At 63.4% G+C, this 22,820-nt stretch carries 23 protein-coding genes and 1 pseudogene; 10 read left to right on the top strand and 14 right to left on the bottom strand.

What is annotated here, in order from left to right:
- Window positions 1-251 precede the first annotated feature (251 nt).
- From AC1DVW_RS14030 to AC1DVW_RS13975, 12 genes and pseudogenes are all read right to left on the bottom strand, one after another.
- Window positions 252-455, bottom strand: a pseudogene (locus AC1DVW_RS14030) (tyrosine-type recombinase/integrase); the annotation flags it as partial.
- Window positions 364-861: an aspartate 1-decarboxylase gene (panD, locus tag AC1DVW_RS14025; protein WP_477323809.1), complete on the bottom strand. Its 498-nt coding sequence runs from the start codon at window positions 859-861 to the stop codon at window positions 364-366. The pseudogene AC1DVW_RS14030 and the gene panD, both read right to left, overlap by 92 nt.
- Before the next feature lie 69 nt (window positions 862-930).
- Entirely contained in the window at window positions 931-1,914 is a 984-nt protein-coding gene (locus AC1DVW_RS14020) for a beta-ketoacyl-ACP synthase III (protein WP_477323756.1), read from the bottom strand.
- On the bottom strand, window positions 1,911-3,176 hold the full coding sequence (locus tag AC1DVW_RS14015) for an adenosylmethionine--8-amino-7-oxononanoate transaminase (protein WP_477323754.1): 1,266 nt from the start codon (window positions 3,174-3,176) through the stop codon (window positions 1,911-1,913). The genes AC1DVW_RS14020 and AC1DVW_RS14015 overlap by 4 nt, the downstream gene beginning before the upstream one ends.
- Window positions 3,176-3,811, bottom strand: coding sequence for a dethiobiotin synthase (gene bioD / locus AC1DVW_RS14010; protein WP_477244139.1), 636 nt, complete (start codon window positions 3,809-3,811; stop codon window positions 3,176-3,178). The genes AC1DVW_RS14015 and bioD overlap by 1 nt, the downstream gene beginning before the upstream one ends.
- A complete protein-coding gene (locus AC1DVW_RS14005) occupies window positions 3,808-4,947 on the bottom strand; it encodes an 8-amino-7-oxononanoate synthase (RefSeq protein ID WP_477244140.1) in 1,140 nt (379 codons plus the stop codon). The genes bioD and AC1DVW_RS14005 overlap by 4 nt, the downstream gene beginning before the upstream one ends.
- Window positions 4,944-5,945: a biotin synthase BioB gene (gene bioB / locus AC1DVW_RS14000; RefSeq protein ID WP_477323807.1), complete on the bottom strand. Its 1,002-nt coding sequence runs from the start codon at window positions 5,943-5,945 to the stop codon at window positions 4,944-4,946. The genes AC1DVW_RS14005 and bioB overlap by 4 nt, the downstream gene beginning before the upstream one ends.
- Window positions 5,946-6,047: 102 nt before the next feature.
- Complete coding sequence (gene nadC / locus AC1DVW_RS13995) at window positions 6,048-6,902, bottom strand: carboxylating nicotinate-nucleotide diphosphorylase (RefSeq protein ID WP_477323753.1); 855 nt, start codon at window positions 6,900-6,902, stop codon at window positions 6,048-6,050.
- Window positions 6,902-8,443: an L-aspartate oxidase gene (locus tag AC1DVW_RS13990; RefSeq protein ID WP_477323752.1), complete on the bottom strand. Its 1,542-nt coding sequence runs from the start codon at window positions 8,441-8,443 to the stop codon at window positions 6,902-6,904. Before AC1DVW_RS13990 ends, nadC begins: the two co-directional genes overlap by 1 nt.
- Complete coding sequence (nadA, locus tag AC1DVW_RS13985) at window positions 8,440-9,420, bottom strand: quinolinate synthase NadA (RefSeq protein ID WP_477323750.1); 981 nt, start codon at window positions 9,418-9,420, stop codon at window positions 8,440-8,442. Before nadA ends, AC1DVW_RS13990 begins: the two co-directional genes overlap by 4 nt.
- A gap of 60 nt (window positions 9,421-9,480) precedes the next feature.
- Entirely contained in the window at window positions 9,481-10,452 is a 972-nt protein-coding gene (locus AC1DVW_RS13980) for an NUDIX hydrolase (RefSeq protein ID WP_477244995.1), read from the bottom strand.
- A 150-nt stretch (window positions 10,453-10,602) separates the two neighbouring features.
- Window positions 10,603-11,595, bottom strand: a complete 993-nt coding sequence (locus tag AC1DVW_RS13975) for a LacI family DNA-binding transcriptional regulator (protein ID WP_477323748.1) — start codon at window positions 11,593-11,595, stop codon at window positions 10,603-10,605.
- 206 nt (window positions 11,596-11,801) lie between these two features.
- Here AC1DVW_RS13975 and AC1DVW_RS13970 point away from each other — a divergent pair, with 206 nt between their 5' ends.
- From AC1DVW_RS13970 to AC1DVW_RS13940, 7 genes are all read left to right on the top strand, one after another.
- Window positions 11,802-12,749, top strand: coding sequence for a sugar ABC transporter substrate-binding protein (locus AC1DVW_RS13970; RefSeq protein WP_477323746.1), 948 nt, complete (start codon window positions 11,802-11,804; stop codon window positions 12,747-12,749).
- Window positions 12,750-12,877: 128 nt separating this feature from the next.
- Window positions 12,878-13,996 (top strand): ABC transporter permease, encoded by a 1,119-nt coding sequence (locus tag AC1DVW_RS13965; protein WP_477275335.1) that lies wholly within the window; start codon window positions 12,878-12,880, stop codon window positions 13,994-13,996.
- A 2-nt stretch (window positions 13,997-13,998) separates the two neighbouring features.
- A complete protein-coding gene (locus AC1DVW_RS13960; protein WP_477323744.1) occupies window positions 13,999-14,799 on the top strand; it encodes an ATP-binding cassette domain-containing protein in 801 nt (266 codons plus the stop codon).
- Window positions 14,800-14,875: 76 nt separating this feature from the next.
- Window positions 14,876-15,622 (top strand): TIM barrel protein, encoded by a 747-nt coding sequence (locus AC1DVW_RS13955; protein WP_477323805.1) that lies wholly within the window; start codon window positions 14,876-14,878, stop codon window positions 15,620-15,622.
- A gap of 28 nt (window positions 15,623-15,650) precedes the next feature.
- Window positions 15,651-16,673, top strand: coding sequence for a Gfo/Idh/MocA family oxidoreductase (locus AC1DVW_RS13950; RefSeq protein ID WP_477323742.1), 1,023 nt, complete (start codon window positions 15,651-15,653; stop codon window positions 16,671-16,673).
- Between the two features lie 99 nt (window positions 16,674-16,772).
- Complete coding sequence (locus AC1DVW_RS13945) at window positions 16,773-16,988, top strand: MurR/RpiR family transcriptional regulator (protein ID WP_477244157.1); 216 nt, start codon at window positions 16,773-16,775, stop codon at window positions 16,986-16,988.
- 357 nt (window positions 16,989-17,345) lie between these two features.
- Window positions 17,346-17,549, top strand: a complete 204-nt coding sequence (locus AC1DVW_RS13940; RefSeq protein ID WP_477275328.1) for a M20/M25/M40 family metallo-hydrolase — start codon at window positions 17,346-17,348, stop codon at window positions 17,547-17,549.
- Window positions 17,550-17,704: 155 nt separating this feature from the next.
- Here AC1DVW_RS13940 and AC1DVW_RS13935 read toward each other — a convergent pair whose 3' ends face one another.
- The gene (locus tag AC1DVW_RS13935) at window positions 17,705-18,574 is read right to left on the bottom strand and encodes a LysR family transcriptional regulator (protein ID WP_477323740.1); all 870 of its coding nucleotides are present in this window, start codon (window positions 18,572-18,574) and stop codon (window positions 17,705-17,707) included.
- Window positions 18,575-18,808: 234 nt separating this feature from the next.
- On the opposite strand from AC1DVW_RS13935, the gene AC1DVW_RS13930 reads away from it, so the two are divergent.
- The 3 genes from AC1DVW_RS13930 to AC1DVW_RS13920 all read left to right on the top strand — a co-directional run bounded on the left by AC1DVW_RS13930 (window position 18,809) and on the right by AC1DVW_RS13920 (window position 21,122).
- Window positions 18,809-18,964, top strand: a complete 156-nt coding sequence (locus AC1DVW_RS13930) for a YjiS-like domain-containing protein (protein WP_477275324.1) — start codon at window positions 18,809-18,811, stop codon at window positions 18,962-18,964.
- Window positions 18,965-18,980: 16 nt separating this feature from the next.
- A complete protein-coding gene (locus tag AC1DVW_RS13925; protein WP_477275322.1) occupies window positions 18,981-19,964 on the top strand; it encodes an aldo/keto reductase in 984 nt (327 codons plus the stop codon).
- 72 nt (window positions 19,965-20,036) lie between these two features.
- Window positions 20,037-21,122: a DUF930 domain-containing protein gene (locus AC1DVW_RS13920; RefSeq protein ID WP_477323738.1), complete on the top strand. Its 1,086-nt coding sequence runs from the start codon at window positions 20,037-20,039 to the stop codon at window positions 21,120-21,122.
- Window positions 21,123-21,549: 427 nt separating this feature from the next.
- Here the strand turns inward: AC1DVW_RS13920 and AC1DVW_RS13915 are convergent, their stop codons facing one another.
- Complete coding sequence (locus AC1DVW_RS13915) at window positions 21,550-22,803, bottom strand: cytochrome P450 (RefSeq protein WP_477323736.1); 1,254 nt, start codon at window positions 22,801-22,803, stop codon at window positions 21,550-21,552.
- Between the last annotated feature and the right edge of the window lie 17 nt (window positions 22,804-22,820).

Here is a 22,820-nt window from a genome sequence, read left to right as displayed (position 1 = left end):
GGTCCAATGGGTAGTTCCGACGACAGAGTGGCACTGCTAAAAGTCCGAAGAAGCCGTCATGCGCTGATCCCGGCCAACGGTACCATCGGCATCGTTCTGAAATAGTGGCAATGGCCGCGAGACGATCCGGAACACTGGGGAATAAAATCAACGATCTCAATACGTCCTCCGGGCTTACCATTATCGTTATTTATCAATGCCTTATTGACCGGTTCGCCACGAGGTTCGCCAAGCAGTGGGTTGCGCGTAACCAGCCGTAAGACTCGGTCCATGCCTTGCACAGCCAAGCGCACCTGCGACGCTTCCCGGGAATAGAGCTCTGCATGATCGATGTCGTCGTGGCCGAGAATGTCCATCATCTGCCTAATGGATGCCTCCGCTTCGGCAAGATGGACCCAGAGTGACGTCCTCAAACCGTGCAGCGTAAGGCCCTTCGGCAATCCCTGTGTTCGCGTCGTCAAGGATCGAGAAACTGTATCGCCCGCCTGCATCGAGATCTACTGAGTAGCTCAGGCGGTCGCGTATGTGGTTGTCCTGGTCGAACGTGACGATCCGCGGTTTCAGCGAAGTGATTTGCGTTTCGTCCAGGTAAATGGAGTTGCAGATTATGATTTGGTCGCCGGGCTGACAGGTGCGGGCGGCAGCACCGTTGAGGATGCAGCACCGCGAGTCTCGCTCGCCAAGAACGACATAGGTCGAAATGCGCGCGCCGGAATTCTTGTTCCATATCTCCACGAATTCCATGGGCAGGATCCCGGCTGCCTCGCAGTGGACAGGGTCGAGCGTTGTCGAACCATGGTAGTTGAGGTTCGCTTCTGTGACGTGGATACCGTGCAGTTTGCCGGCGACTATTTTTCGAATTGGTTCCGTTGTCCCCTCTCGATCGTACAAGGTCAGTCTTGTCGTCCCATTGGCGGTCGGGTCGCCCCGCTAAATTCCAACGACGAGCGCACCCCCGCTGAGACCGGCACCCGCGGCCGCCAGAAGAATCTTCTCGCCAGACCGAAACGGCTCCGTCTGATTGGCCAGCGACAGCGACAGCGGGATCGTCGCGGCGGAAGAGTTGCCGTACTCCGCTATCGTCTTGACGATCGCTTGATCTGCTATGCCGAGGTTCCTGCCGACCGCATCGAAAATGCGGGCATTCGCCTGATGCGGAACGAACCGCCCGATGTCCTGTGATCGCACTGCGGCAGTGGCAAGTGCGCTTATCGAGCAATCGGTCATCATCTCGACAGCCTTGGCGAACACTTCGCGGCCGTCGGTCATCGTCATGCGGGTTTGTCCGAGATCCAGGCCGCCATGAAACGGGATGTTGCTTCCGCCCGCCGGGATCTGGATCAGCCCGTAGCGCGAGCCATCCGAATCCACGGAGGCGCCGAGAATCCCCCGATCAGCATCCTCGCATGGGCCAATCACCACGGCGCCGGCGGCATCGGCAAAGAGGACCGAGCTGGCGCGCTCGGCCGGATTGATGCGGCGGCTGAGGATGTTGGCGGCAATGACAAGGGCCGCCTTACCTTGCAGGCGGGTGAAGCCGTCGGCGAACATCAGCGCGTAGATGAAGCCGGCGCAAGCGCCGGTGAGATCAATCGCACCGGCACGGCCCAGTCCCAGCCGATGTGCGACCAGCGGCGCGCTCGGTGGCAGGAGATGATCGGGCGTCGAGGTGGCGAGCAACAGAAGACCGATGTCGCTGCGGTCAATGCCGGCGTTGGCTAGCGCCATGTCGCCGGCTTGCGCGGCAATGCCCGACAGCGTGTCTTCGCCCGTTGCCCAGAAGCGCGAACGAATTCCGGTGCGCCGCTCGATCCAGCCAGGTTCGAGCCCGAGATTGTTCTCGATCTCGGCATTCGCCACTTTGCGCCCAGGCGCATGATGGCCAAACCCGAGAATGCGCGACGACCTGCTCATGACTTTGAGCCGAAACGTTCGCCGGCCTCCTCGATGGCGTCATACAGACCGGCCAACTCGTCGCCGGTGACGCAATAGGGCGGCAGGAGGTAGAGGACATTGCCGAGCGGACGCACAAGCAGCCCCCGGTCGAGGAAGAACGCGCGCAGCTTTGGCCCGATCTCGGCCAGATAGCCGGCTGAGCCGGCGCGCAAATCGAGTGCTGCGATCGTGCCGGTCGCCCGGCTGTCGCTGAAGAAGGTGTTGTCGCGAAAGCGCTGAAGCCCGGCGGTCTGCATCGCGCTCAAGGTCGCGATCCGCTGGGCCACCGGCTCGTCGCGCCAGATCTCGACATTGGCGAGGCCGGCCGCGCAGGCAATCGGATTGGCGGTGTAGGAACTCGAGTGGAAAAACGTCTTCTTCCGGTCCGTCGAATAATGGGCCTGGAAGATGGCATCGGTGGCAAGCGTGGCGGCCAGCGGGATGGCGCCGCCGGTCAACCCCTTCGAGGTGCACAATATGTCCGGAGAGATAGACGCCTGCTCGCAGGCAAACATGGTCCCGGTGCGCCCCCAGCCGGTCATCACCTCGTCGGCGATCAACAAGGTGCCGGAGGCTTCGGCGATCTTCTTCAATTCGGTCAGAACCCAGGCCGGATACATCAGCATGCCGCCGGCGCCAAGCACCAGCGGCTCGACAATCAGCGCGGCGGCGCGCTGGTCGCGGCTGACGGCCTCGAACCGATCCAGCGTTTCCTGCTCTCGCCCGGCGGCCGGGAAGGGGATGGTGTCGACCTCGAACAGCAAGGGTTCGTAGGCGGCGTTGAACACCCCGCGGGCACCGACGCTCATCGTGCCGATCGTGTCGCCATGATAGCTGTGCTCCATGACGACGATGCGCGAGCGCCGAGCGCCGATGTTGCCGAAATAGCCGAGCGCCATCTTCAGCGCGACTTCGACGGCGGTCGAGCCACTGTCGGAATAGAACACCCAATCGAGCCCGGCGGGAGCGAGGCTGACAAGCGCCTTGGCCAAGCGTTCTGCCGGCTCGTGCGTGAAGCCGGCGAAGATGATCTGGTCTAGGCTCGACGCGGTCGTCTCGATGGCCTTCATGATGCGGGGATGGCGATGGCCATGGGTGACGACCCACCAGGAGGAAATCGCGTCCAGGATGCGGGAGCCGTCGGCCTTGTGGAGATAGGCGCCTTCGGTCAAGACGATTTCAGGGATCGCCGGCTCGAGCGCGTGCTGGGTGAAGGGATGCCACACACGGGACTGCGACATCATTCGCCTCCGGTAATCGAGGCAAGGTCGAAGCCGGCAGTCATCGCGCCCCTCAGTGTTTTGGACGTCAGCGGGTCGAGGTGCGGCAGCCTGCCGAGTTGCGGCACGCCGCCGAATTCCACGATGGTCTTCTGCGTATCGGCTACCTCGTCGCCGATGAAGACGATGCCGATGAGCGGGATGGAGCGCGCCCGCAGGGCCTCGATCGAAAGCAAAGTGTGGTTGATGGTGCCGAGCGCGGTGCGGGCGCACAGAATGACCGGCAGCTGCCACTGCTCGAATATGTCGATGAACCTTGTCTGCCGGTTGAGCGGCACCATCAGTCCGCCCGCACCCTCGATGACGAGCGGACCCGGCACGGCCGGAAGCGAGAGCTCTGCCGTTTCGATCGAGACGCCGTCGATTTCGGCCGAACGATGCGGCGACAGCGGGCTCTGCAGGCGATAGGCTTCCGGCAGCACGCGCTCGGCGGGCAAGCCGGAAAGCCGGGCAACGACCTCGCTGTCGGTCTCGCCGTCGAGGCCCGATTGCACCGGCTTCCAGTAGAAGCCATCGAGCAGGTTGGCGAACCCCGCCGAAAATACTGTCTTGCCAATTCCGGTGTCTGTTCCGGTGACGACGATCCGCTTGGTCATTCTGTGCCCAACACCTCGACGAGCGCCTCGACCATGGCGGAAATGTCGGCTTCGCCGATATTGAGCGTCAGTGAGATGCGCAGGCGCGACGTGCCCTCGGGCACGGTCGGCGGACGAATGCCGCGTATATCGAAGCCGCGAGCCTGCAGTGCCGCCGCCACCGCCATGGTGCGCCCGACGTCGCCGACGATAAATGGCTGGATCTGCGAGCCGCTCGGCGCCACGCCACAGCGCTCGGCCAATTGCCGGCCGGCGGAAGCGACACGCCCATGCAACTGAGCACGACGCATGGGCTCGTCGGAGAGAATGGTCAGCGCCTCACGCGCCGCGATCGCCATCAGCGGCGATGGCGCGGTGGCGTAGATGAATGGCCGGCACCGGTTGACGAGATAGTCGCACAGCGTTCGTGGAGCGGTGACGAGCGCGCCGGACGCGCCAAGCGCCTTGCCGCAGGTGTGGAGCGCGACGATGTTGTCGCGGCCCTCGAAGGCGGCGGCGAAGCCGCGTCCGTCCGGTCCCCAGACGCCTGTGGCATGCGCCTCGTCGACGAGGATGAAGGCCTCGTGCCGATCGGCAAGCGCGACGAGGCTCTCCAGCGGCGCGCGGTCGCCGTCCATGCTGTAGAGGCTTTCCACCGCGATCCAGACGCGCCCCATTCCGCCTTCGGCGCGCCAGCTTGTGATCGCGTCCTCGACGGCGTCGACGTCGTTGTGCGCGGCCAGCCTGGCCTCGGCGCGCCCGGCCTGCGCGCCCTCATGCATGCTGGCATGGGCGAGTTCGTCGAGGACCAGCAGGTCGCCCTTTTGCGGCAGCGCGGTCAGGAGAGCGAAGTTGGCGATGTAGCCGCTGCCGAAAAACAGTGCGCGTTCGGCGCCGAAGAAGGCCGCGGCGTCTGCCTCCAACTGCTCATGCTCCGGTGCATTGCCGCGCAACAATCGCGAGCCGGTGGCTCCGACCGGCGTGCCCCGCGCAATCGCCGCCGCAACCGCTTCGCCAAGTCTTTTGGAGGCGGCAAGCCCGAGATAGTCGTTCGACGAGAAGTCGAGCCCGGCGCGCGGGGCAAGCGTCCGCAGGCGATCCTTGCGCGCCAGTCCGCGCAAGGATGCATCATACCGGGCAAGAAGTGCTTCGTTCATTGCGCCTCGCGTTCCATCGGCGCGATGCCGAGACGGCGGAACAGCAGAGTATCCCTGTCCTCGCCGGGATTGTCCGCCGTCAGCAGCGTGTCGCCGACGAAGATCGAGTTGGCGCCGGCAAAGAAGCACAGCGCCTGCATCTCGTCGGTCATGGCGGTGCGACCGGCCGAAAGTCGAACATGCGATTTCGGCATCATGATGCGCGCCAGCGCGATCACGCGCACGAATTCGATCGGCTCGATGGGTTTAGCCTCGGCAAGCGGGGTGCCCTCGATCGGAATCAACATGTTGATCGGAACGCTTTCGGGATGCTCCGGCAGATTGGCCAGCGTCACCAGCATGTCGATCCGGTCCACGGGCTCTTCGCCCATGCCGACAATGCCGCCGCAGCAGACCTTGATGCCGCTGTCGCGGACATTGGCGAGTGTATCCAGCCGGTCGGCGAACGTGCGGGTCGAGATGACCTCTGAGTAGTAGCGTTCCGACGTATCGATGTTGTGGTTGTAGTAGTCGAGGCCCGCCTGTTTGAGACGAGAGGCTTGCTCAAGATCGAGCATGCCGAGCGTCATGCAGGTCTCCATGCCCAGCGCTTTGACGCCTTCGACCATCGCCACGACCGCATCCATGTCGCGCGCCTTGGGATTGCGCCACGCTGCACCCATGCAGTAGCGGGTGGCGCCGGCGTCACGTGCCTTGGTCGCCTCGGCTATGACGCGCCTGACCTCCATCAGCTTCGACGCCTTCAACCCGGTTTCGTGATGCGCCGACTGGCTGCAATAGCCGCAATCCTCCGGGCATCCGCCTGTCTTGATGCTGAGAAGCCGGCTCAGCTGGACCTTGTTGGGATCGAAATTTTGGCGGTGAACGGTTTGCGCCTGAAACAAAAGGTCATTGAAAGGGGCGTCGTGGAGCGCCCGAGCCTCTTCCAGGGTCCACAACCGGCGGCCGTCGAAGGCTTGATCTCCAGGCAGGGTCTTTTCCGAAATCGCTGCGTGCATTTCCATGCTGTTCCCCTTGCGTTGTGGCGACGTAGGCGCCCTTGAGCCTAACGGACCGCGTCGAGACGTGACCGATCGACCGCCGATGGTCAGGTCCGAAGATCAAAGCTGCCGGTAGTCGAGACCGATATCGAGGATTGGCGCACTGTGAGTCAACCAGCCGATAGAGATCAAATCGACACCGGTCGCGGCGACGGCCGGCGCCGTCATGGGCGTAATGCGGCCCGACGCCTCGGTAATCGCTCGCCCGGCAACCATGGCCACCGCCTGGCGAAGCTCGTTGATCGACATGTTGTCGAGCAGGACGGCGTCGGGGGCAAGCGCCAGGGCCTCTTCCAACTGGGCCAGCGTATCGACCTCGACTTCGATCTTGACGAGATGGCCGACACCGCTTCGCGCGCGCTCGATTGCAGGGCGAATTCCGCCGGCGATGGCTATGTGGTTATCCTTGATCAGGATCGCGTCGTCGAGGCCGAAACGGTGATTGGAGCCGCCACCGGCGCGCACGGCATATTTTTCGACCGCCCGCAATCCGGGTGTCGTCTTGCGCGTGCAGGCGATCTTTGCACCATGCCCGCGAACCGCCGCGACGACCGATGCGGTCGCCGTGGCGATGCCACTCAGATGGCAGAGGAAATTGAGCGCCGTCCGCTCCGCCGTGAGTATGGCCCTGGCCGGACCGCTCACCGATGCAATGATCTCGCCTTGCATGACCTCGCTGCCGTCCGCACGACACACGGTCATGTCGATGTTCTGGTCGATGAGCCGGAAGGCGAGCATCGCCAGATCGAGCCCGGCGACAGTTCCAGCCTGGCGCGCCAGAAGCACGGTTGTGGCCTGACGGTCCTTCGGCACGACCGCATCCGAGGTCAGGTCGCCAGCTCTGCCGAGGTCTTCGAGAAGAGCTGCCCGCACCAGCGGCTCGAGCATGATTGCGGGCAGTGGGGATAGGTTCATCACGCGACGCCTTCCAGCATTGGGGAGGATTCGAATTCCCGCGCTGCGGCAATGGCCGCGTGGAGCGTAATTTGGGAACGGCGGGCGCCGGCGGCATGGAGGGGGAAGTCCGTCCGGAAATGAGCTCCGCGGCTTTCCTGGCGCAGCAAGGCGGCAACGGTGATCATCAGCCCGACGGCGGCGGGATCGGACGCAATGTCATGTCGCTGCAACAGCGGCAGCAAGGCCCGCGCGGCCTCTTTCAACCCTTTGCCATCTCGCATGACACCGAGGGCACGTGACAGGAGAGGGCGCACAGGCCTTGGATCTGGCGCGGGCAGGTCAAAGGCCATCGCTGGCTCCCCGCGGTGCCCAAGCGAAGCGGCTACACTCTCGGCGACCCAGCGCGCGCAAACGATGGCTTCGGTCAGCGAGTTGCTGGCAAGCCGGTTCGCGCCGTGCAGGCCGGTCGAGGCGACCTCGCCGCAAGCCCAAAGTCCGGGAACCGATGTGCGCCCGGCCAGATCCACAGTGACGCCACCCATGTGGTAATGCTGGGCCGGTCGGATAGGGATGAGATCACGCCCCGGATCGATGCGGGCCTTGCTGCAGGCTAAGGCGATCGTCGGGAACTGCCGCGCGAATGCCAGGCCGGGCTTTTCCCGCACGTCGAGGAAGACGCGATGGCCGTCGGCAAGATGTCGCCAAACGGCGCGCGCGACGATGTCGCGCGGCGCGAGTTCCGCCCCTCGCACGCCGTCGAGAAAACGCCGCCCTGTCTCGTCGACGATCGTTGCGCCTTCACCGCGAACCGCCTCGCTGATGAGCGGCATCGGGCGGCCCGGCCCGTCAAGCGCGGTCGGGTGGAACTGGATGAACTCCAGGTCGGCAAGGACAGCACCCGCACGCGCTGCAAGCGCCAGACCCTGTCCGCAACTGCCCAACGGGTTGGTTGAGTCATGAAACAGGCCGCCGATCCCGCCCGTGGCGAGAACGACCCGTCCGGTGGCGAGGAACACCGGACCCGTCGAACAGTTCGCCAGCACCCCGGCGACCCCGCCGTCCTCCACGGCCAGCCGCCGCGCTTCGATGCCCTCGACGACTGCTATTGTCGGCGTGGAGCGCACGGCGGCGACAAGTGCGCGCATGATCTCGCGCCCGCTGCCGTCGCCGTCAGCATGAACGATGCGTCGTCGGCTGTGCGCGGCCTCCAGCCCGAGACGCAGCGCTCCTTCGGGTGTCCGATCGAAGCGAACCCCAAGGCGCGCCAGATTCTCGATTGCCGCGGGCGCGGCGTACACGATGCGCCTTGCTGCCTCCGCATCGCAAAGGCCGTCGCCTGCGGCGAGCGTATCGGCAAGATGGAACGCCGGTTCATCATCGTCGCCCAGGCTGGCGGCCAGACCGCCCTGCGCCCAGACGCTGGAAGCGTCAGCGCCAAGCGGCGATCTCGACAGGAGAAGTACCGGCTCGGGCGCCAGATGCAGTGCGGTCATCAGCCCGGCTATGCCGCCGCCAATGATGACCGGCCGCCCAGCGAGATGGTGGACGTCAATGCTCATACGGCCAGCATCCGCTCGACGGCCAGCCGCGCGCGCCCGGCGATCTCGGGTGCGATGGTCACGACATGGCGGTTCTGCTCCAGCGCCATGCGGATGTTGGCGAGCGTGATGCGCTTCATGTGCGGGCACAAATTGCAGGGCCGGATGAACTCGACCTCTGGGTGGTCGACCGCGACATTGTCGCTCATCGAGCACTCCGTCATCAGCACGACGCGAGGCGGTTTTTGCCGCCCGACATAGTCTGACATGGCGGCGGTCGAACCGGAGAAGTCTGCCTCGGCCACCACTTCGGGCGGACATTCGGGATGCGCCAGTACCGTCACGCCCGGATGGTCCTCGCGCAGCTGACGGATGTCGGTCGGCGTGAAGCGCTCATGCACCTCGCAATGCCCTTTCCAGGCGATGATCTCCACGTCGGTCTGGGCGGCGATGTTCTGGGCCAGATATTCGTCCGGCAGCATGATCACCCGGGGAACACCCAGCGACTCGACGACGGCTTTGGCATTGCCCGAGGTGCAGCAAATGTCGGACTCAGCCTTCACTGCGGCGGAAGTGTTGACGTAGGTGACGATTGGCACGCCCGGGTAGCGCTGCCGCATGAGACGGACATCTTCGGCGGTAATGGAATCGGCGAGCGAGCAACCGGCTGCCGTGTCTGGGATCAGCACAGTCTTGTCCGGGTTCAGCAACTTGGCCGTCTCGGCCATGAAATGCACGCCGGCGAGCACGATGACATCGGCTTCGACCGTCATGGCCTTGCGGGCAAGCGCCAGGCTGTCTCCGACGATGTCGGCGACACAGTGGAAGATTTCCGGCGTCTGGTAATTGTGCGCCAGGATGACGGCATTTCGCTGCCGCTTCAGGTCGAGAATGGCGTCGATATCATCGGTGAATGCCGGCCATTCGATCGGTGGGATGACCCGCCGTACCCGATCATAGAGCGCGGCGGTACGTGAGGAACCGGTGAGCTTGGCCAACCTTCTTATGCTCCAAATGAGTATAACGAAGGCATATGCTTAACTTGAGCATAAGGATTGTCAAGCGCGTGAAAGTGGCAATTTCGTTCCTGCGACAGTTCGCTCCGCCAGAATCGTCTGGCGGAAGCGGAAACGCTTCGCCGGGCGCCCGCCTGTGTCGGACATTGTCTCGCCCGTCTCCTCGATCAGATCCTGCTGGTCGATGAGACGCCGGAAATTCTGCTTGTGAACGAGCCTGCCGGCGAGTGCTTCAACGGTGCGTTGCAGCTGCAGCAGCGTGAATGCTGGCGGCATCAGTTCGAACACGACGGGGCGGTATTTGATCTTGGTTCGAAGCCTGGCGATGCCCGTCGCCAGAATACGGCGGTGGTCGGCGATCATCGGCCAGCCAGGGACAGATAGCGGGCTGCCATTGTCCGAGCGGCGTGTGGCTTCAGCCACCAGCTCGGCTTCATAGAGCAGTTCGTATCGCTGCAGGACGAGTTCCTCGTTCCAGCCGCGATCATCCAGGCCAAAGGCAAATTCCACGCGTTGCCGTCGATCGCCGCCCATGTTCCGGGCCTCGGCTTCACCAGCCCAGGCCAAAAGTCTAGGCATGAGAGTATCGGCCAACATGGGCGGCACGCCGGCACGGTGATCTTCCCATGGAAAATACTGGTACCAGCCTTGCCAACCATGCGTTGGTGAACGTTCTGCCTGCTCTTCTCGCGTCAAACCAAGATAACTGATCGAGATCACTTGCTGCACGCCCTTGCCGCCAATCCTATCGCGATCGGCGAACGTATAGAGCTGTTCGATATAGCCTAGCGGATGACCGGTCTGCCGCTCTACCCACGCCCGCAAACCCGACTGCAAGGAGCGATGGTCGAATTCAAAAGGGCCGGACGGCAAAGCGTCCGCGTGCCCGATGGTTAGCACGCGTGGTTCACCGTCGGTCACCGCGATCACAACGGCGATCAGATCCGCGCTGACGGCCCGGCTCGGATTGTCGCTTGCAGCCTGCCTTGTCGCCTGTGTTGTGTTGTCTTGCATGGGGGTCGATGGAATTCTGATGTGAAGGCGCTCGAATGGGGCAAGCGGAGCGAAGGTGAACTGCCGCACGCCGCCCGTCAACGTGCATCACAGAAGGATGGGGACTCTATCCTTCCCTGAGGCCGGGAATGCCAGCTGATACGGCTCCAGTCAGCTGGACGTCCGCACGATCAGCCGGCCCGGCAAATAGGTTGTTACTTTCTCCCGGTGGCCGAGAAGCATGGCGATCATGACGTCAACCATTTCGGACTCCGGCTGCTCATAAGTCGTGAGATCGTAGGTCGGGGATCCTGAAAACGCGGTGTTGTCGAAACCGACGACGGCAATGTCCTGCGGTATTCGCAACGCGTACTCGCTGCGGATCACGTCCATGGCGCCGAATGCCAGCGCATCGTTCTCGCACATCAGCACATCGATGCGTTCTTCTGGCAGAGTCCTCTCGAGATAGGCACGCGCCGCGTCCGCGCCAGCATCGACGCTGTAGCGCTCGGCCGCGATTTCCATCAGCTCGACATCGCGCTCCCGGCGCCAGAATTCCTTGAATTTGCGCCGCCGCCCGAGTGCTGTCGACAAGGTTCTCCGCCCCGCCATGAAACCCGGTCGCCGGTACCCTCGCGCCAGAAGGTGACGGCCGATTTCCTCCATGGCGATATCGGTATCGCAAGTGATCGCCGGCACGCCCTCGATCTGGCAGTCCCTGGCCACGACGAAAAGCGGGGCGCCGTCGGGCCCGAGTTTCCGATCGTTCAAGGTCTCGTCACGAAAAGCGGTGCCGAACAGAACGATCGCATCGACCTGGCGCTGATCGGCGTTGAGGATTGCGTGGATGTGATTGTAGTGGTCGTTGATGTTGATCAGGACCGCCAGCAGCCCTTCCGCCTGCAGCCCCAAGGTCAGCTTTGCCAGGAAGGGCAGCTTGTGGGGGTTCTCGAAGTCGTCGACGAGAACCGCGACCTGATGCGTCAGGTTGGTGGCGAGACTGCGTGCCAGAAGGTTAGGCCGGTAGTTGAGTTTCTCGGCGGCGGCCAGCACCTTTGCCTTGCTCGCTTCCGTAATCGATGCTCCCTGCGTGAAGGCCCGTATCACCGTCCATTTGGATACACCGGCCTCCGCTGCCACCTTCTGAGCCGTCGCCCGCTTCATGTCCGAGTCTCCTGCTTTCGGAATGTATATTCCATATTCTCACAACCCGAAATGAACAGTTGATTTTTCGATAGGACAATTTATAACGCATGCAGTTTGCTACCGGTAGCAAGAAAGTTTGCACCCGGTAGCAGACGCGCCGTGTGGGGCGCAACAATCGTGCTCGTGCCAGGTGGCGCGGGGCATTCTTTTGGGAGGAGTTTGAAATGAAGTCGTTTCTTCGCAACATCGTGCTTGGTGTGGCGTTCGCGGGCGCGCTTGGTGCCGCTTCGAGTGTCGCCTCTGCCAAGGACATTTCCATCATCGCCGTGACCCACGGTCAGGCCAACGATCCGTTCTGGTCCGTGGTCAAGAACGGCATGGCGGCAGGCGCCAAGGATGCAGCCGTCCACATCGACTATCGCGCACCGGAAACCTTCGACATGGTGGCCATGAGCCAGCTCATCGATGCGGCGGTCAACCAGAAGCCGGACGGCCTGATCGTCTCGATCCCGGATTCTTCGGCCTTGGGGCCGTCGATCCAGAAGGCTGTTGCCGCCGGCATTCCGGTCATCTCGATCAACTCGGGCTCCGACGTTTCGAAGTCGCTGGGTGCGCTCCTGCATGTCGGTCAGGACGAATACAGTGCCGGCAAGGCGGCCGGCGAAAAGCTGAAGGAATTGGGCGGCAAAGTCGCAATCTGCGTCAATCAGGAAGTCGGCAACGTGGCACTCGACCTGCGCTGCAAGGGTTTCTCCGATGGTTTTGCTGGCAGTGCCACGGTGTTGCCGGTTTCCAACGATCCGGCTGACGTCCGGGCAAAGGTGAAGGCCGCACTCAGCGCCAATGCTGAAGTCGACACCATCATGGCACTCGGTGCCAGCACCGCCGGCGAGCCGTCCCTGGCCGCTGTTGCCGATGCCGGCATGACCGGCAAGGTCAAGGTCGCGACCTTCGACCTTTCGGCAGACTTCCTGAAGGCTGTCGCGGCCGGCGATGCTGCCTTTGCCATCGATCAGCAACAGTTCCTCCAGGGCTATCTGCCCGTGGTCTTCCTCGCAAACTATGCGAAGTACGGTCTGATCCCCGGCGGCAATGTGCCCTCCGGTCCGAACCTGATCACCAAGGACAAGGCGGCGCAGGTCGTCGAACTCTCGGCTCAGGGCATCCGCTGATGCACCACTGCTGAAACACGTGATCGTCGACAATCCCTCCCCGGTTTCGGGGAGGGCCTTCGGCTGGCGAAGCGGGCGACGAGGGTTGCCCGCGGTGCTTCGGCAACTGCAATCCATTGGGAGGTATCATGACTCCGGAACAGAAAGCCGCGGATGCGGCAAAATCCGACGAGCGGCTCAGGCAGGTGGGAATTCTCACACAGCTGATGCGTCGCCCCGAGCTCGGTGCCGTTGCCGGTCTCGTCCTGGTGGTGATCTTTTTCTTTTTCACTGCGGATCGCTCCATGTTTTCGCTTTCAGGCGCGATGACGATCCTGGCTCCAGCGTCGCAATTGGGAATTCTCGCCGTCGCCGCCGCCCTGCTGATGATCGGTGGCGAGTTCGATCTGTCGATCGGTTCGATGGTGGCTTTCTCCGGTCTGATCTTCGGTGCTGCATTGACCAATTTCGGTCAGCCCGCCTGGATGGCCATCATCTTCACGATGCTGCTGGCCGGCGCCATGGGCGCGGTCAATGGGCAGATCGTCATCAGAACCCGATTGCCGTCGTTCATCGTGACGCTTGCATTCCTCTTCATTCTGCGCGGCTTGACCCTCGTTGGTCTCAAATGGGCGACCGGCGGCTCGACACAGCTTCGCGGGATAAATGACCTCGTTGGCGACGGACCTCTGAGGCGCCTGTTCTCCGGGGTTGCCTTTCAGGATCTCTTCAGCTGGCTCGCTGCACACGGCCTGATCGAAAAATTCGACAATGGCGTGCCGAAGGTAACCGGCGTTCCGGTGTCCGTCGTCTGGTTCATCGTCGTTGCCGGTGTCGCCACATGGGTGCTTTTGCGCACCCGTATCGGCAACTGGATCTTCGCTGCCGGTGGCGATCCCAATGCGGCGCGTAACTCCGGTGTGCCGGTCGATCGTGTGAAGACCGGGCTTTTCGTCCTGACGGCATGCGCCGCAGCGCTCGTCGCGATCATCACCGTGCTCGATGCCGGCTCGACCGACGCGCGCCGCGGCTTCCAGAAGGAGTTCGAGGCAATCATCGCCGCCGTGATTGGCGGATGCCTGCTGACGGGCGGCTACGGCTCGGCGATCGGCGCCTTCTTCGGCGCGATCATCTTCGGCCTTGTTTCCATCGGCCTGACCTACACCAAGTTCGACTCGGACTGGTTCCAGGTGTTCCTCGGCTCGATGCTGCTGCTGGCCGTCCTCTTCAACAGTTTCATCCGCCGCAAGGTGACAGGGGAGCGTTGATCATGGTTGAGAGCAAAGTTGAAACTGCCCCCCCGGTCATCGAAGTCCGGGACATCGTAAAACACTACGGTTCCGTCATCGCACTTTCGGGCGTCTCGATGAAGGTGTCGCAAGGCGAAGTCCTGTGCCTGCTTGGCGACAACGGCGCCGGAAAATCCACCCTGATCAAGACCCTTTCGGGCGTGGTCCGCCCGTCCAGCGGCGATTTCCTGGTCGATGGCAAACCAGTCGCTTTCACCAGCCCGCGTGACGCGCTCGATGCCGGCATCGCGACCGTCTACCAGGACCTGGCGATGATCCCGCTAATGTCGATAACCCGCAATTTCTTCATGGGTCGCGAGCCGCTCAGGGGCATAGTGCCGTTCCGCCACATCGATTTCCGTCATTGCGACCAGGTGACCCGCGAGGAGATGCACAAGATCGGCATCGATGTTCGTGACCCGAGCCAGGCGGTGGGTACGCTTTCGGGCGGCGAGCGGCAATGCGTGGCAATCGCACGAGCGGTCTATTTCGGCGCCAAGATCCTGATCCTCGACGAGCCGACATCGGCGCTCGGCGTGGCCCAGACCTCGATGGTGCTGAAGTATATCCATCAGGTGCAGCAAAAGGGCCTGGGCGTGATTTTCATCACCCACAACGTGCGCCACGCCTTCGCGGTCGGCGATCGCTTCACCGTTCTCAACCGCGGCAAGACGCTGGGCACTTTCGACAAGGGCGCGGTCTCCATCGAGGAACTGCAGAACCTCATGGCCGGCGGCAAGGAACTGCAGGTGCTCGCCGGCGAACTCGGCGGCACAGTCTGACCCCGCAAACAATCAGGAAGCGACCTTGACCACGACAACCACATCATCGCCATTTACGCTCGCAGTCTGCGCCGAAATGGTGTTTCGCTCGCAGCCGGTGCTCGAGCGTCTGAAGCGCATCACCGAACTCGGTTTTCAGGCTGAGATCTGGGACTGGACGAAGCACAATATTGCAGCGATCGCGAAGTCCGGGGCCATTTTCTCCTCGATGACCGGCTATGTGACGGGCACGCTTGCGGACGATGCCGGCGCGGACGAGCTTCTGCGCACGGCTCGGCTCTCGATCCCCGTTGCCAGGGAGCTGAACTGCCCGCGTCTCAATCTGCACGGCACCGGGCTCGACGGGCAAGGCTTGCCCATCGTTAAGTCCGAATTTGTTTCCGCGGCCATGTGGTTGAAGGCCGCCGACACGCTCAGGCGGATCGCCGATCTCGGAGAAGCGGAGGGCGTCACCTTCGTCCTCGAAAACCTCAACGAAGCCGTCGACCACCCGAAGACGCCGTTCGCCAAGGCGGCCGACACGATTGCGCTGGTGGCCGCCGTCAACAGGCCGTCGCTGAAGCTCAATCTCGACCTCTACCACGCGCAGATCGGGGAGGGGAATCTCATCGAGCTGTGCCGTCAGGCGTTGCCCCATATCGGCGAGATCCAGGTTGCCGACGTTCCCGGCCGCAAGGAGCCTGGGACCGGCGAGATCAATTATCCGGCGATCGCCCGTGCACTGAACGATATGGGTTATCGCGGAACGATCGGAATGGAGGCCTGGCCGTCGGGCGACGACGAACTGGCGCTCTCGCGCTTCCGCAACGTCTTCTCAATCTAGCCAGACAAACAGACTTCAGGAGTATTGCATGCCCAGCCATCGTCCCGTGAACATCGGCCTCATCGGTGCCGGGCGCATTGGATCTTTCCATGCTGAAAGCATCGCCCGTCGCCTCGTCGACGCCGATCTCGTCGCCATTGCCGACCCGGCCCCCGGCGCCGCCGAGAAGCTGGCCGCCAAACTCGGTGCGCCAAACGCCTATACGAGCGTTTCGGAACTTCTCGCCAATCCCGAGATTGAAGGCGTCGTCATCGCGACACCGGCGCGCCTCCATGCCAGCGTCGTCGTCGAGGCGGCGAAGGCCGGAAAGGCGGTGTTCTGCGAAAAGCCGATGGCGCTGACGCTCGAAGAGGCGGACCAGGCGATCGCTGCTACTGCGGCTGCGAAAGTGCCGCTTCAGGTCGGCTTCAACCGGCGCTGGGACCAGGCTTTTCACGAGGGCCGCGCCGCCATCGACGCCGGCAAGGTCGGCTCGGTCCAGCTGCTGCGCTCGCTGACGCGAGATCCCGGACCGTACGGCGGTGATCCGGCCAAGACGCCGTTGTGGACGATCTTCTACGAAACACTGATCCACGACTTCGACACGCTTTTGTGGCTCAACCCGGCGGCAAAGCCGATCGAAGTCACCGCCATTGCCGACGCGCTGGTGCGCCCGGATTTCGCCGGCCAGGGCTTTCACGACACCGCCGTCGTTACCATCCGCTTCGACAACGGTTCGATCGCCGTCGCGGAAGCGAATTTTTGCGCCATGTACGGCTACGACATCCGCGGCGAGGTCTTCGGCTCGGGCGGCATGGTGACGATGGGCGATGTGCGTCGCTCCTCCATGACGCTGTACGACAAGAATGGCGTCTCGAACGATACCTGGCGGCGCGACACCGACCACTTCGTGCACGGCTACACGGCGCAGCTCGCCTCCTTCGTCGAAGCCACGAGGACCGGCACCGTTACCGGCCCAACCGGCAAGGACGCCCGCAACGCGCTCGCCATCGCGCTCGCCTGCATCAAATCGGTCTCGGAGCGACGGACAGTCCAACTTTCAGATGTCTGACGGGACAGCTAGTGGGAGGGAGTGAAGCGAATGCCAAGACATCTTCGCGTTTTGGACACTCCGCCTCTAAGTCTTGAGGAACTGAGGCGAGCGATCGCAATGCGGCAGGTAACCTTTCCTCACAGCGTTGAAAGCGTTGCGAGGAAGGTGCTCGCCCAACCGGAGCTTATGGCCTTCGAAAGTGCCCCCCAGATCGCCAAGCACATCGGCGTATCCACCTCCACCGTGATCCGCTTCGTCACCCATATCGGGTTCCGCAACTTTGCCCAGGCGCGCGGTATTTTCCAGACAGAGCTTCGGCGTCGTTTGAGCTAGAAGCGATATTGGGCGGCAGGAACTCAACGTTGCCGCACCGATTGCCAAAATGCCTGCTGATCCGGTCACCAGATCAGCCGCACCCGGGCTTGTTGCGTCACCGCGATTTCTGGTAGCTGTTCCGCCCAAAGGCTTTCACGAGCCCGCGCTCTGATTCACCTCTGCGTCGATCAATTGAGCTACTGCGCCAAGCAGGTTCTCCCGCAGTTCTGAAGTGCCGAAGGTGATGGCCTGGCCATAAGCGCCATCTATCAGAAGTGCGAGCTGACCGCCAAGGCGTACCGGGGAGCGAGCTCCCATCGCGGCGCTCAATTCGCGCCGACTCTAGTCGATCTGGTGCGGCGGAAGGCGCAACAGTTGGGCTACAGCCATCGCGACCTGCCGAGCCAGGCCGGTCACGATGCCTATTTCATGGCGCGCATTTGTCCGACCACCATGATCTTCACGCCGTGCAAGGACGGCATTACCCACAACAATGCGGAGTTCACGACCAGGGATGAGATCGCGCCCGGTCTCAACGTGCTGCTCCACGGCGTTGTGGCGCACGCCGATCGGGCTTGACCAAGCCAACGCACTGACATGATTTGCCTCTATGGCCCGTACGGCCAAGGGCCAGTTGATGCTGCTCGACGATCTCTTCAAGTCCTTAGGCGTGACGCCTGACGCCTTTATGGATGCAGCGCGCGACGGCAGTGCTAGCATGCGACGCGTGGGACTTACCGGATCGGCGTATCGCCGCGAAAGAGCGGCTGGTGCGCCCGCATCAAGCCGGCAATCCGGTTGGCTACCTTTCGCACCGCTGGGGCGTGACGTTCCTCGTGATGGGTGACGATCCATTGGTCGGTTTCGAGTTCGGGGATGGGCTGAGCGACGCGCACCAGCCGCGGATCGCTGTCGCCGACGAAGCACGGAAAGATCGAAAGGCCGGCGCCGGCTGCCACCAGCTCGCGCACCGAATGGGTGTTGTTGCCGCGCACGGCGATGCGGTCGCCGTGATGGGCTTGCAGCCAGCGCGCCGAGGCAATGTTTGCCCCTTCGCCGGTGACGCCGACGAACAGCCCGGCGGCGATGCCGTTGATAAGGTGGCGTCCGGAATAAAGGGCGTGGGCGACCTTGCCGCTCTGACGGCCGGCCAGCCATTGTTCGGTCGGGCGCTCGCTGCGGGTGCCGATGTCGGCGGCACGGCGACCGATGTCGACCCGGTCGGTGGTGGTGAGGAACTCCACCCTTATGCCGTCATCGACCGTCCAGATCTCGCCGATGTGGGCAGAAATGAAGGCCGAGGTCCACGGCCCGGCCGAGACGCGGACAATGCGGTCGGGCAGGTTTCCTTCGCGCCAGCGGGTCAGCGACCGCATCGCAGCCTCGACGTCTTCGGCGCGCCGCAGCAGTTCTTCGCCGACCGGGGTCAGCTGGTAGCCGGTCTGCTGGCGTACGAACAGCGGTTCGCCGATCTGCTTTTCGAGCGCGGTGACGCGTCGTCCAAGGGTGGCTGCGCTAAGGCGCGTGGTTGCCGTCGCCGCGCTCAAGCCACCCAGCCGCGCAACGTCGAGAAACAACCTCAGATCGTCCCAGCCAATATCCATTTTTCAGAAATGAAAAACTCCTTGCGACCATGGCTGTAGCGCGAAGTGGGTATCACACGCAAGTATGCAGGCGTTGGAGGCATTGGACAATCCTGCCTGGCGGGACAGTGACAAGCGCCTCGACTGGCCAGCAAGCCAGCGCAATCCTTTCGATCACGCAAGCGCTTTTCGCAGATGTTTTGCGTTTTCAAGCAATCCATGCCGCGGGCATTTTCCGCGCCAAAGGAGACGATCATGCTGTACGACCTTCGACACCGTTTCGCCCGCTGGCTTGTCTACCGCCAGACGCTTGCGAGGCTGAGGCAGGCCTCGGACAGCACGCTGGCGGATGCCGGCATTTCTCGCGAAGAGATCCGCGCGCGTGCCCGCCACGCCAGCCTGCGCCGTTGAGACTATGGAGACGGCCATGCAGATGATGGAGCTTTGGGACGGCCGTTCGGTGCCGCGCATCGGGATCGGCACCTGGGCGGCGGGTGGCGCCGCGCGCTGGAATGATACAGCGACCATCTATGGCGAGGTCGACGACAGCAGGTCGCAAGCCGCGCTGGCAATGGCCTATGATATCGGTGCGCGGGTGTTCGACACGGCAGCCGCCTATGGCGCCGGCAATGCCGAGCTGATCCTCGGGCGGGCGTTGAAGGGCAGGGACGACGCCGTCATCGTCACCAAGGTCGGCTATTTCGGCGATCCCGAAACGCGCAAGATCGCTCCCGAGGATGCCTCCGCCGCGGCGATCCGCACATCGATCGACAATTCGCGGCAGCGCCTGCAGCGCGATCGTATCGACGTCGCGCTGCTGCATATCAACGAATATCCGATCGAGCGCGCCGGTGAGGTGTTCGATACGCTCGGCCTGTTGCGTCAGGAGGGCAAGATCGGCGGCTTCGGCTGGAGCACCGATCACCACGAACGGCTTGCCACCTACGCGCAGCGCGAGGGTTTCGTCGCCGTAGAGAACGACTTCAACGTGTTTACCCCGGCGAACGAACTGATGGCCGTTGCGGCGCGCGCGAACCTCATCTCGTTCAGCCGGCTGCCGCTGGCAATGGGACTGCTCACCGGCAAATACACGCCGGCCATGAAGCTGCCTGCCGATGACGTGCGCGGCGGGAATGCCGAATGGATGGTGTTCTTCAGGGAAGGCGCCGCCAACCCGCACTATCTGTCAAGGCTAGCGGCAATCCGCGACCTGCTCACCTCGGGCGGACGCACGCTTGCGCAGGGCGCGCTCGGCTGGATCCTCGCCAGGTCGGCGATCGCCTTGCCGGTTCCCGGCTTCACGCGGCCCGAGCAGGTCGAGGATAATCTCGGTGCGCTGGAAAAAGGGCCGCTGCCGGCAGCGGTGATGGCCGAGATCGACGGTGTGCTGAATGGTGCCGAGACCGCCTGAAGCGGCGGCTAAATTGCGCCAATCCGGTGGCCATGCTTGATGCCGCCGCACTTTCACGCCACATCGTGAGGGATGAAGGACGAGACAGTTGAGCGGCGTCGGACTTTGCTGTGGGCCTTGCCCGCATCGCTGATCCTGCATGCGCTCGTCACCGCGTTCCTGGTCTACGGCCTGCCTAGTACTCTCCAGAAGCCGCAGGACGAGCAAGCGGTCAATGTCGAACTCGTGCCTCCACCGGATCAGCCAAAACCGAAACCTGTTCCGACGCCGTCTCCAAAGAAACCCGAGGCCGAAAAGCCGCCGGAACCGAAAGTTGAAAAACCGCCCGAGCAAAAGGCTGAAAAGCCGCCTGCGCCGGAAAACCCGTCGAAAATCGAGGTTCTGAAGCCGGTTTTTCAGTTCGGCGACAAGGACACCGGCCCCAGGAAATCCCTGGATGGGGCCAGCGCTCAAGACAACGCGCCGCCGCCGGCCAAGGATGACGATTCGAAGCCGCCTGTCGTGCCGAAGGATGCAGAGACAAAAGCGGCCGCGTCGCCAGACTCCGGGGAGTCAGCCAAGGTTGACCAGAAGCCGGCAGCCGTGGCGAAGGACATCGAACCTACGCAGGACGCCGCCGCGCCGGCCACGCCGTTGACTGCTGCCGGCGGCGACGGCGAGATCGAGCTTCCCACGTCGGCTCAAGCGCCGCAGGCCAGACCCGAAAATGTGCCGAAATCTGTAAAGGTCTCGAAGCCTGTAAAAGCTAACGCCAGGACGCCAGGCTCCACGAATGTGGTCGCCGCCCGGGCGTATTCGGGTCTTCCGGGTGTCCGCAAGCTCTACTCGAAGGGCGCGACCGGCAGTGCGTTCGCTACGACCGCGATGGATGGCATGACGCGTGATCAGCGGGTTGACAACCTTTGCGCCAGCGCGATGCAGCAGCAACTGCTGGATGCCTCTTATTTTCCCGATCTGGTGCCACGCATTCCGGTGAAGACAGGCAATGTCTTCGACGTCCCGAACGCCACTTTCCATGCACAAGGAAGATGGTACTGGCTGAGCTTCCGGTGCGAGATCGACACCGATGCGACAAAGGTCTTGTCTCTAAACCTCCGCGTGGGAGCTGCCATCCCGCCTGACGAACAGGCCCGCCTTGGACTACCTGATCTGCGCTAGCTATCAGGCAAAAGCGACGCGGATCGTTCCGTGCGGACCGAAATCGGCAACGATACTGTCGCCGTGGCGCGCTTCGACCCGGGCGCACGAATGGGCGCCGGACGCTGCTTGCTATCAGTCCGGCCGGACTGGCGCTGATCGAGGAGCTGTCGCCCGAGTGCGCCGCCATCTATACGGCGATCGAGCAACGCCACGGCGCCGAGCAGCAAGAGCGCCTGCTTGATCTTCTCGAAAGCTTGATCCAATCGGAGTCGACTGCGGATTAGTCTTGCTCGCCCGCCGCTGGCAGACAAGCAGCGCCGGGATCTTCGGAGGCGCTGCATATGGCGGTCGCGGTGAACCGTCGCGACCCGCCGGACCACCCGAGGTGACGATGTTGACGATGTTGACGCCGCGAACGCCCTGCGGACGAAGATCGCGGAGATCGTCAGGTCGCTCGATCCGGCGATCCTCGAGCAGACGCGTCCGTTTCGCCAGCGCGACTGAGAATCAGCGGCACGGCGCTCATGCCGTAAAACGTCAGCGACGGGCGGCGTTTGGCATTGGCGGCATCGAGCCGCCAGCCGGGGGCGCGGGTGAACAGCGCCTCGATCATCGCTGCGATCTCGATGCGGGCGACATGCTGGCCGAGGCAGACATGCAGGCCGGTGCCGAAGGTCATCGACGAGGCCGCCGAGCGGGTGAGGTCCAGCCGGTCACCGTCCGCGAAGACGGCATTGTCGCGGTTGCCGCTGCCAAGCACCGGCACCACCGCCTCGCCGGCCGCGATCCTGACGTTGCCGAGGTCAATGTCTTCCGCCGCGATGCGGGTGGCCGCGTAGTGGATGGAGGCGCCATAACGCAGCAGTTCGGCGGCGGCGGTGTTCCAGTCGACGGCGCCGCGGTCGAGCAGGGCGCGCTGCTCGGGGAAACGGTCCAGCGCCACTATGGCGTTACCGAGCGCGTCGACGACGGTTTCCTGTCCGGCAAACAGCAGGAAGACGACGTTGGCCACCATGTCCTCGCGCGACCAGCGGCCTTCCGTCACTTCCCGCACCATGCCGGCGACCATTCCATCCGGTCGGAAGGCTTGCCGCGCCAGCCGCTCCTCGACAAAGGCCTGGCATTCGCCACAGGCTTCGGCGCTGGCTGCTGCCGGCTGCTCCTTTCGCAGGTCGAAGGCGCTCGCCATGCGACGGGTCAGTGATTTCAGCGCCCATGGGTCCTCGATCTCGAGCCCAAGAATTTCCTGCAGCAGCCAGAAGGACACCGGCACTGCGAGGCCGGCGACGGTGTCAATGCTGCCGTTATCCAGCGCCTGGTCGACCAGGTCGCGGCTGAGCGCGCGCAGGCCCCGCGACAACGTCTCGACCGCCGGCCGGGAGAGGTAGCCGGCAACCGGCCGGCGCAGTCCACCATGGTGCGGCGGATCGGCGAGCAGCAAAGACCGGGTGAGCAGCGCCATCGGCGCCTGGTCGACAAGCTTGCGGCGGACCTCCTCGTAGGTGCCGGGCGGCGCCTGCAGCAGAGCGGGATGCTTCAGCACGCCCGACACCAGCTCATGGCTGAAGACATAATACGCGCCGGCAATTTCGGGATAGGGCGCCATGCCGCGCGCGATGCCGCCGGCCGCGCGCATGCGGGCAAAATGCCGAAACGGATCGTCGCCGAGCACGAAGGGATCGAAGAAAGGAACCGTCATGGCGCGGGCGGCTCGCA

It is taken from the genome of Mesorhizobium sp. P3_B5, from assembly GCF_056402815.1.
Note: the sequence above shows the minus strand (reverse complement) of the source record. Positions and strands in the feature narration are given on the sequence as shown.

What these genes read in the sequence shown, in the direction of transcription:
- AC1DVW_RS13975 (WP_477323748.1), bottom strand. Translation starts at nt 11,595, where the DNA reads ATGAAGCGGGCGACGGCTCAGAAGGTGGCAGCGGAGGCCGGTGTATCC.
- AC1DVW_RS13925 (WP_477275322.1), top strand. Translation starts at nt 18,981, where the DNA reads ATGCAGATGATGGAGCTTTGGGACGGCCGTTCGGTGCCGCGCATCGGG.
- AC1DVW_RS13915 (WP_477323736.1), bottom strand. Translation starts at nt 22,803, where the DNA reads ATGACGGTTCCTTTCTTCGATCCCTTCGTGCTCGGCGACGATCCGTTT.
- AC1DVW_RS13930 (WP_477275324.1), top strand. Translation starts at nt 18,809, where the DNA reads ATGCTGTACGACCTTCGACACCGTTTCGCCCGCTGGCTTGTCTACCGC.
- AC1DVW_RS13955 (WP_477323805.1), top strand. Translation starts at nt 14,876, where the DNA reads ATGGTGTTTCGCTCGCAGCCGGTGCTCGAGCGTCTGAAGCGCATCACC.
- AC1DVW_RS14005 (WP_477244140.1), bottom strand. Translation starts at nt 4,947, where the DNA reads ATGAACGAAGCACTTCTTGCCCGGTATGATGCATCCTTGCGCGGACTG.
- AC1DVW_RS13970 (WP_477323746.1), top strand. Translation starts at nt 11,802, where the DNA reads ATGAAGTCGTTTCTTCGCAACATCGTGCTTGGTGTGGCGTTCGCGGGC.
- bioB (WP_477323807.1), bottom strand. Translation starts at nt 5,945, where the DNA reads ATGCACGCAGCGATTTCGGAAAAGACCCTGCCTGGAGATCAAGCCTTC.
- AC1DVW_RS13920 (WP_477323738.1), top strand. Translation starts at nt 20,037, where the DNA reads ATGAAGGACGAGACAGTTGAGCGGCGTCGGACTTTGCTGTGGGCCTTG.
- AC1DVW_RS13945 (WP_477244157.1), top strand. Translation starts at nt 16,773, where the DNA reads ATGCGGCAGGTAACCTTTCCTCACAGCGTTGAAAGCGTTGCGAGGAAG.
- AC1DVW_RS13980 (WP_477244995.1), bottom strand. Translation starts at nt 10,452, where the DNA reads ATGCAAGACAACACAACACAGGCGACAAGGCAGGCTGCAAGCGACAAT.
- AC1DVW_RS14020 (WP_477323756.1), bottom strand. Translation starts at nt 1,914, where the DNA reads ATGAGCAGGTCGTCGCGCATTCTCGGGTTTGGCCATCATGCGCCTGGG.
- AC1DVW_RS13960 (WP_477323744.1), top strand. Translation starts at nt 13,999, where the DNA reads ATGGTTGAGAGCAAAGTTGAAACTGCCCCCCCGGTCATCGAAGTCCGG.
- AC1DVW_RS13965 (WP_477275335.1), top strand. Translation starts at nt 12,878, where the DNA reads ATGACTCCGGAACAGAAAGCCGCGGATGCGGCAAAATCCGACGAGCGG.
- bioD (WP_477244139.1), bottom strand. Translation starts at nt 3,811, where the DNA reads ATGACCAAGCGGATCGTCGTCACCGGAACAGACACCGGAATTGGCAAG.
- AC1DVW_RS13950 (WP_477323742.1), top strand. Translation starts at nt 15,651, where the DNA reads ATGCCCAGCCATCGTCCCGTGAACATCGGCCTCATCGGTGCCGGGCGC.
- AC1DVW_RS14015 (WP_477323754.1), bottom strand. Translation starts at nt 3,176, where the DNA reads ATGTCGCAGTCCCGTGTGTGGCATCCCTTCACCCAGCACGCGCTCGAG.
- AC1DVW_RS13935 (WP_477323740.1), bottom strand. Translation starts at nt 18,574, where the DNA reads ATGGATATTGGCTGGGACGATCTGAGGTTGTTTCTCGACGTTGCGCGG.
- nadC (WP_477323753.1), bottom strand. Translation starts at nt 6,902, where the DNA reads ATGAACCTATCCCCACTGCCCGCAATCATGCTCGAGCCGCTGGTGCGG.
- AC1DVW_RS13990 (WP_477323752.1), bottom strand. Translation starts at nt 8,443, where the DNA reads ATGAGCATTGACGTCCACCATCTCGCTGGGCGGCCGGTCATCATTGGC.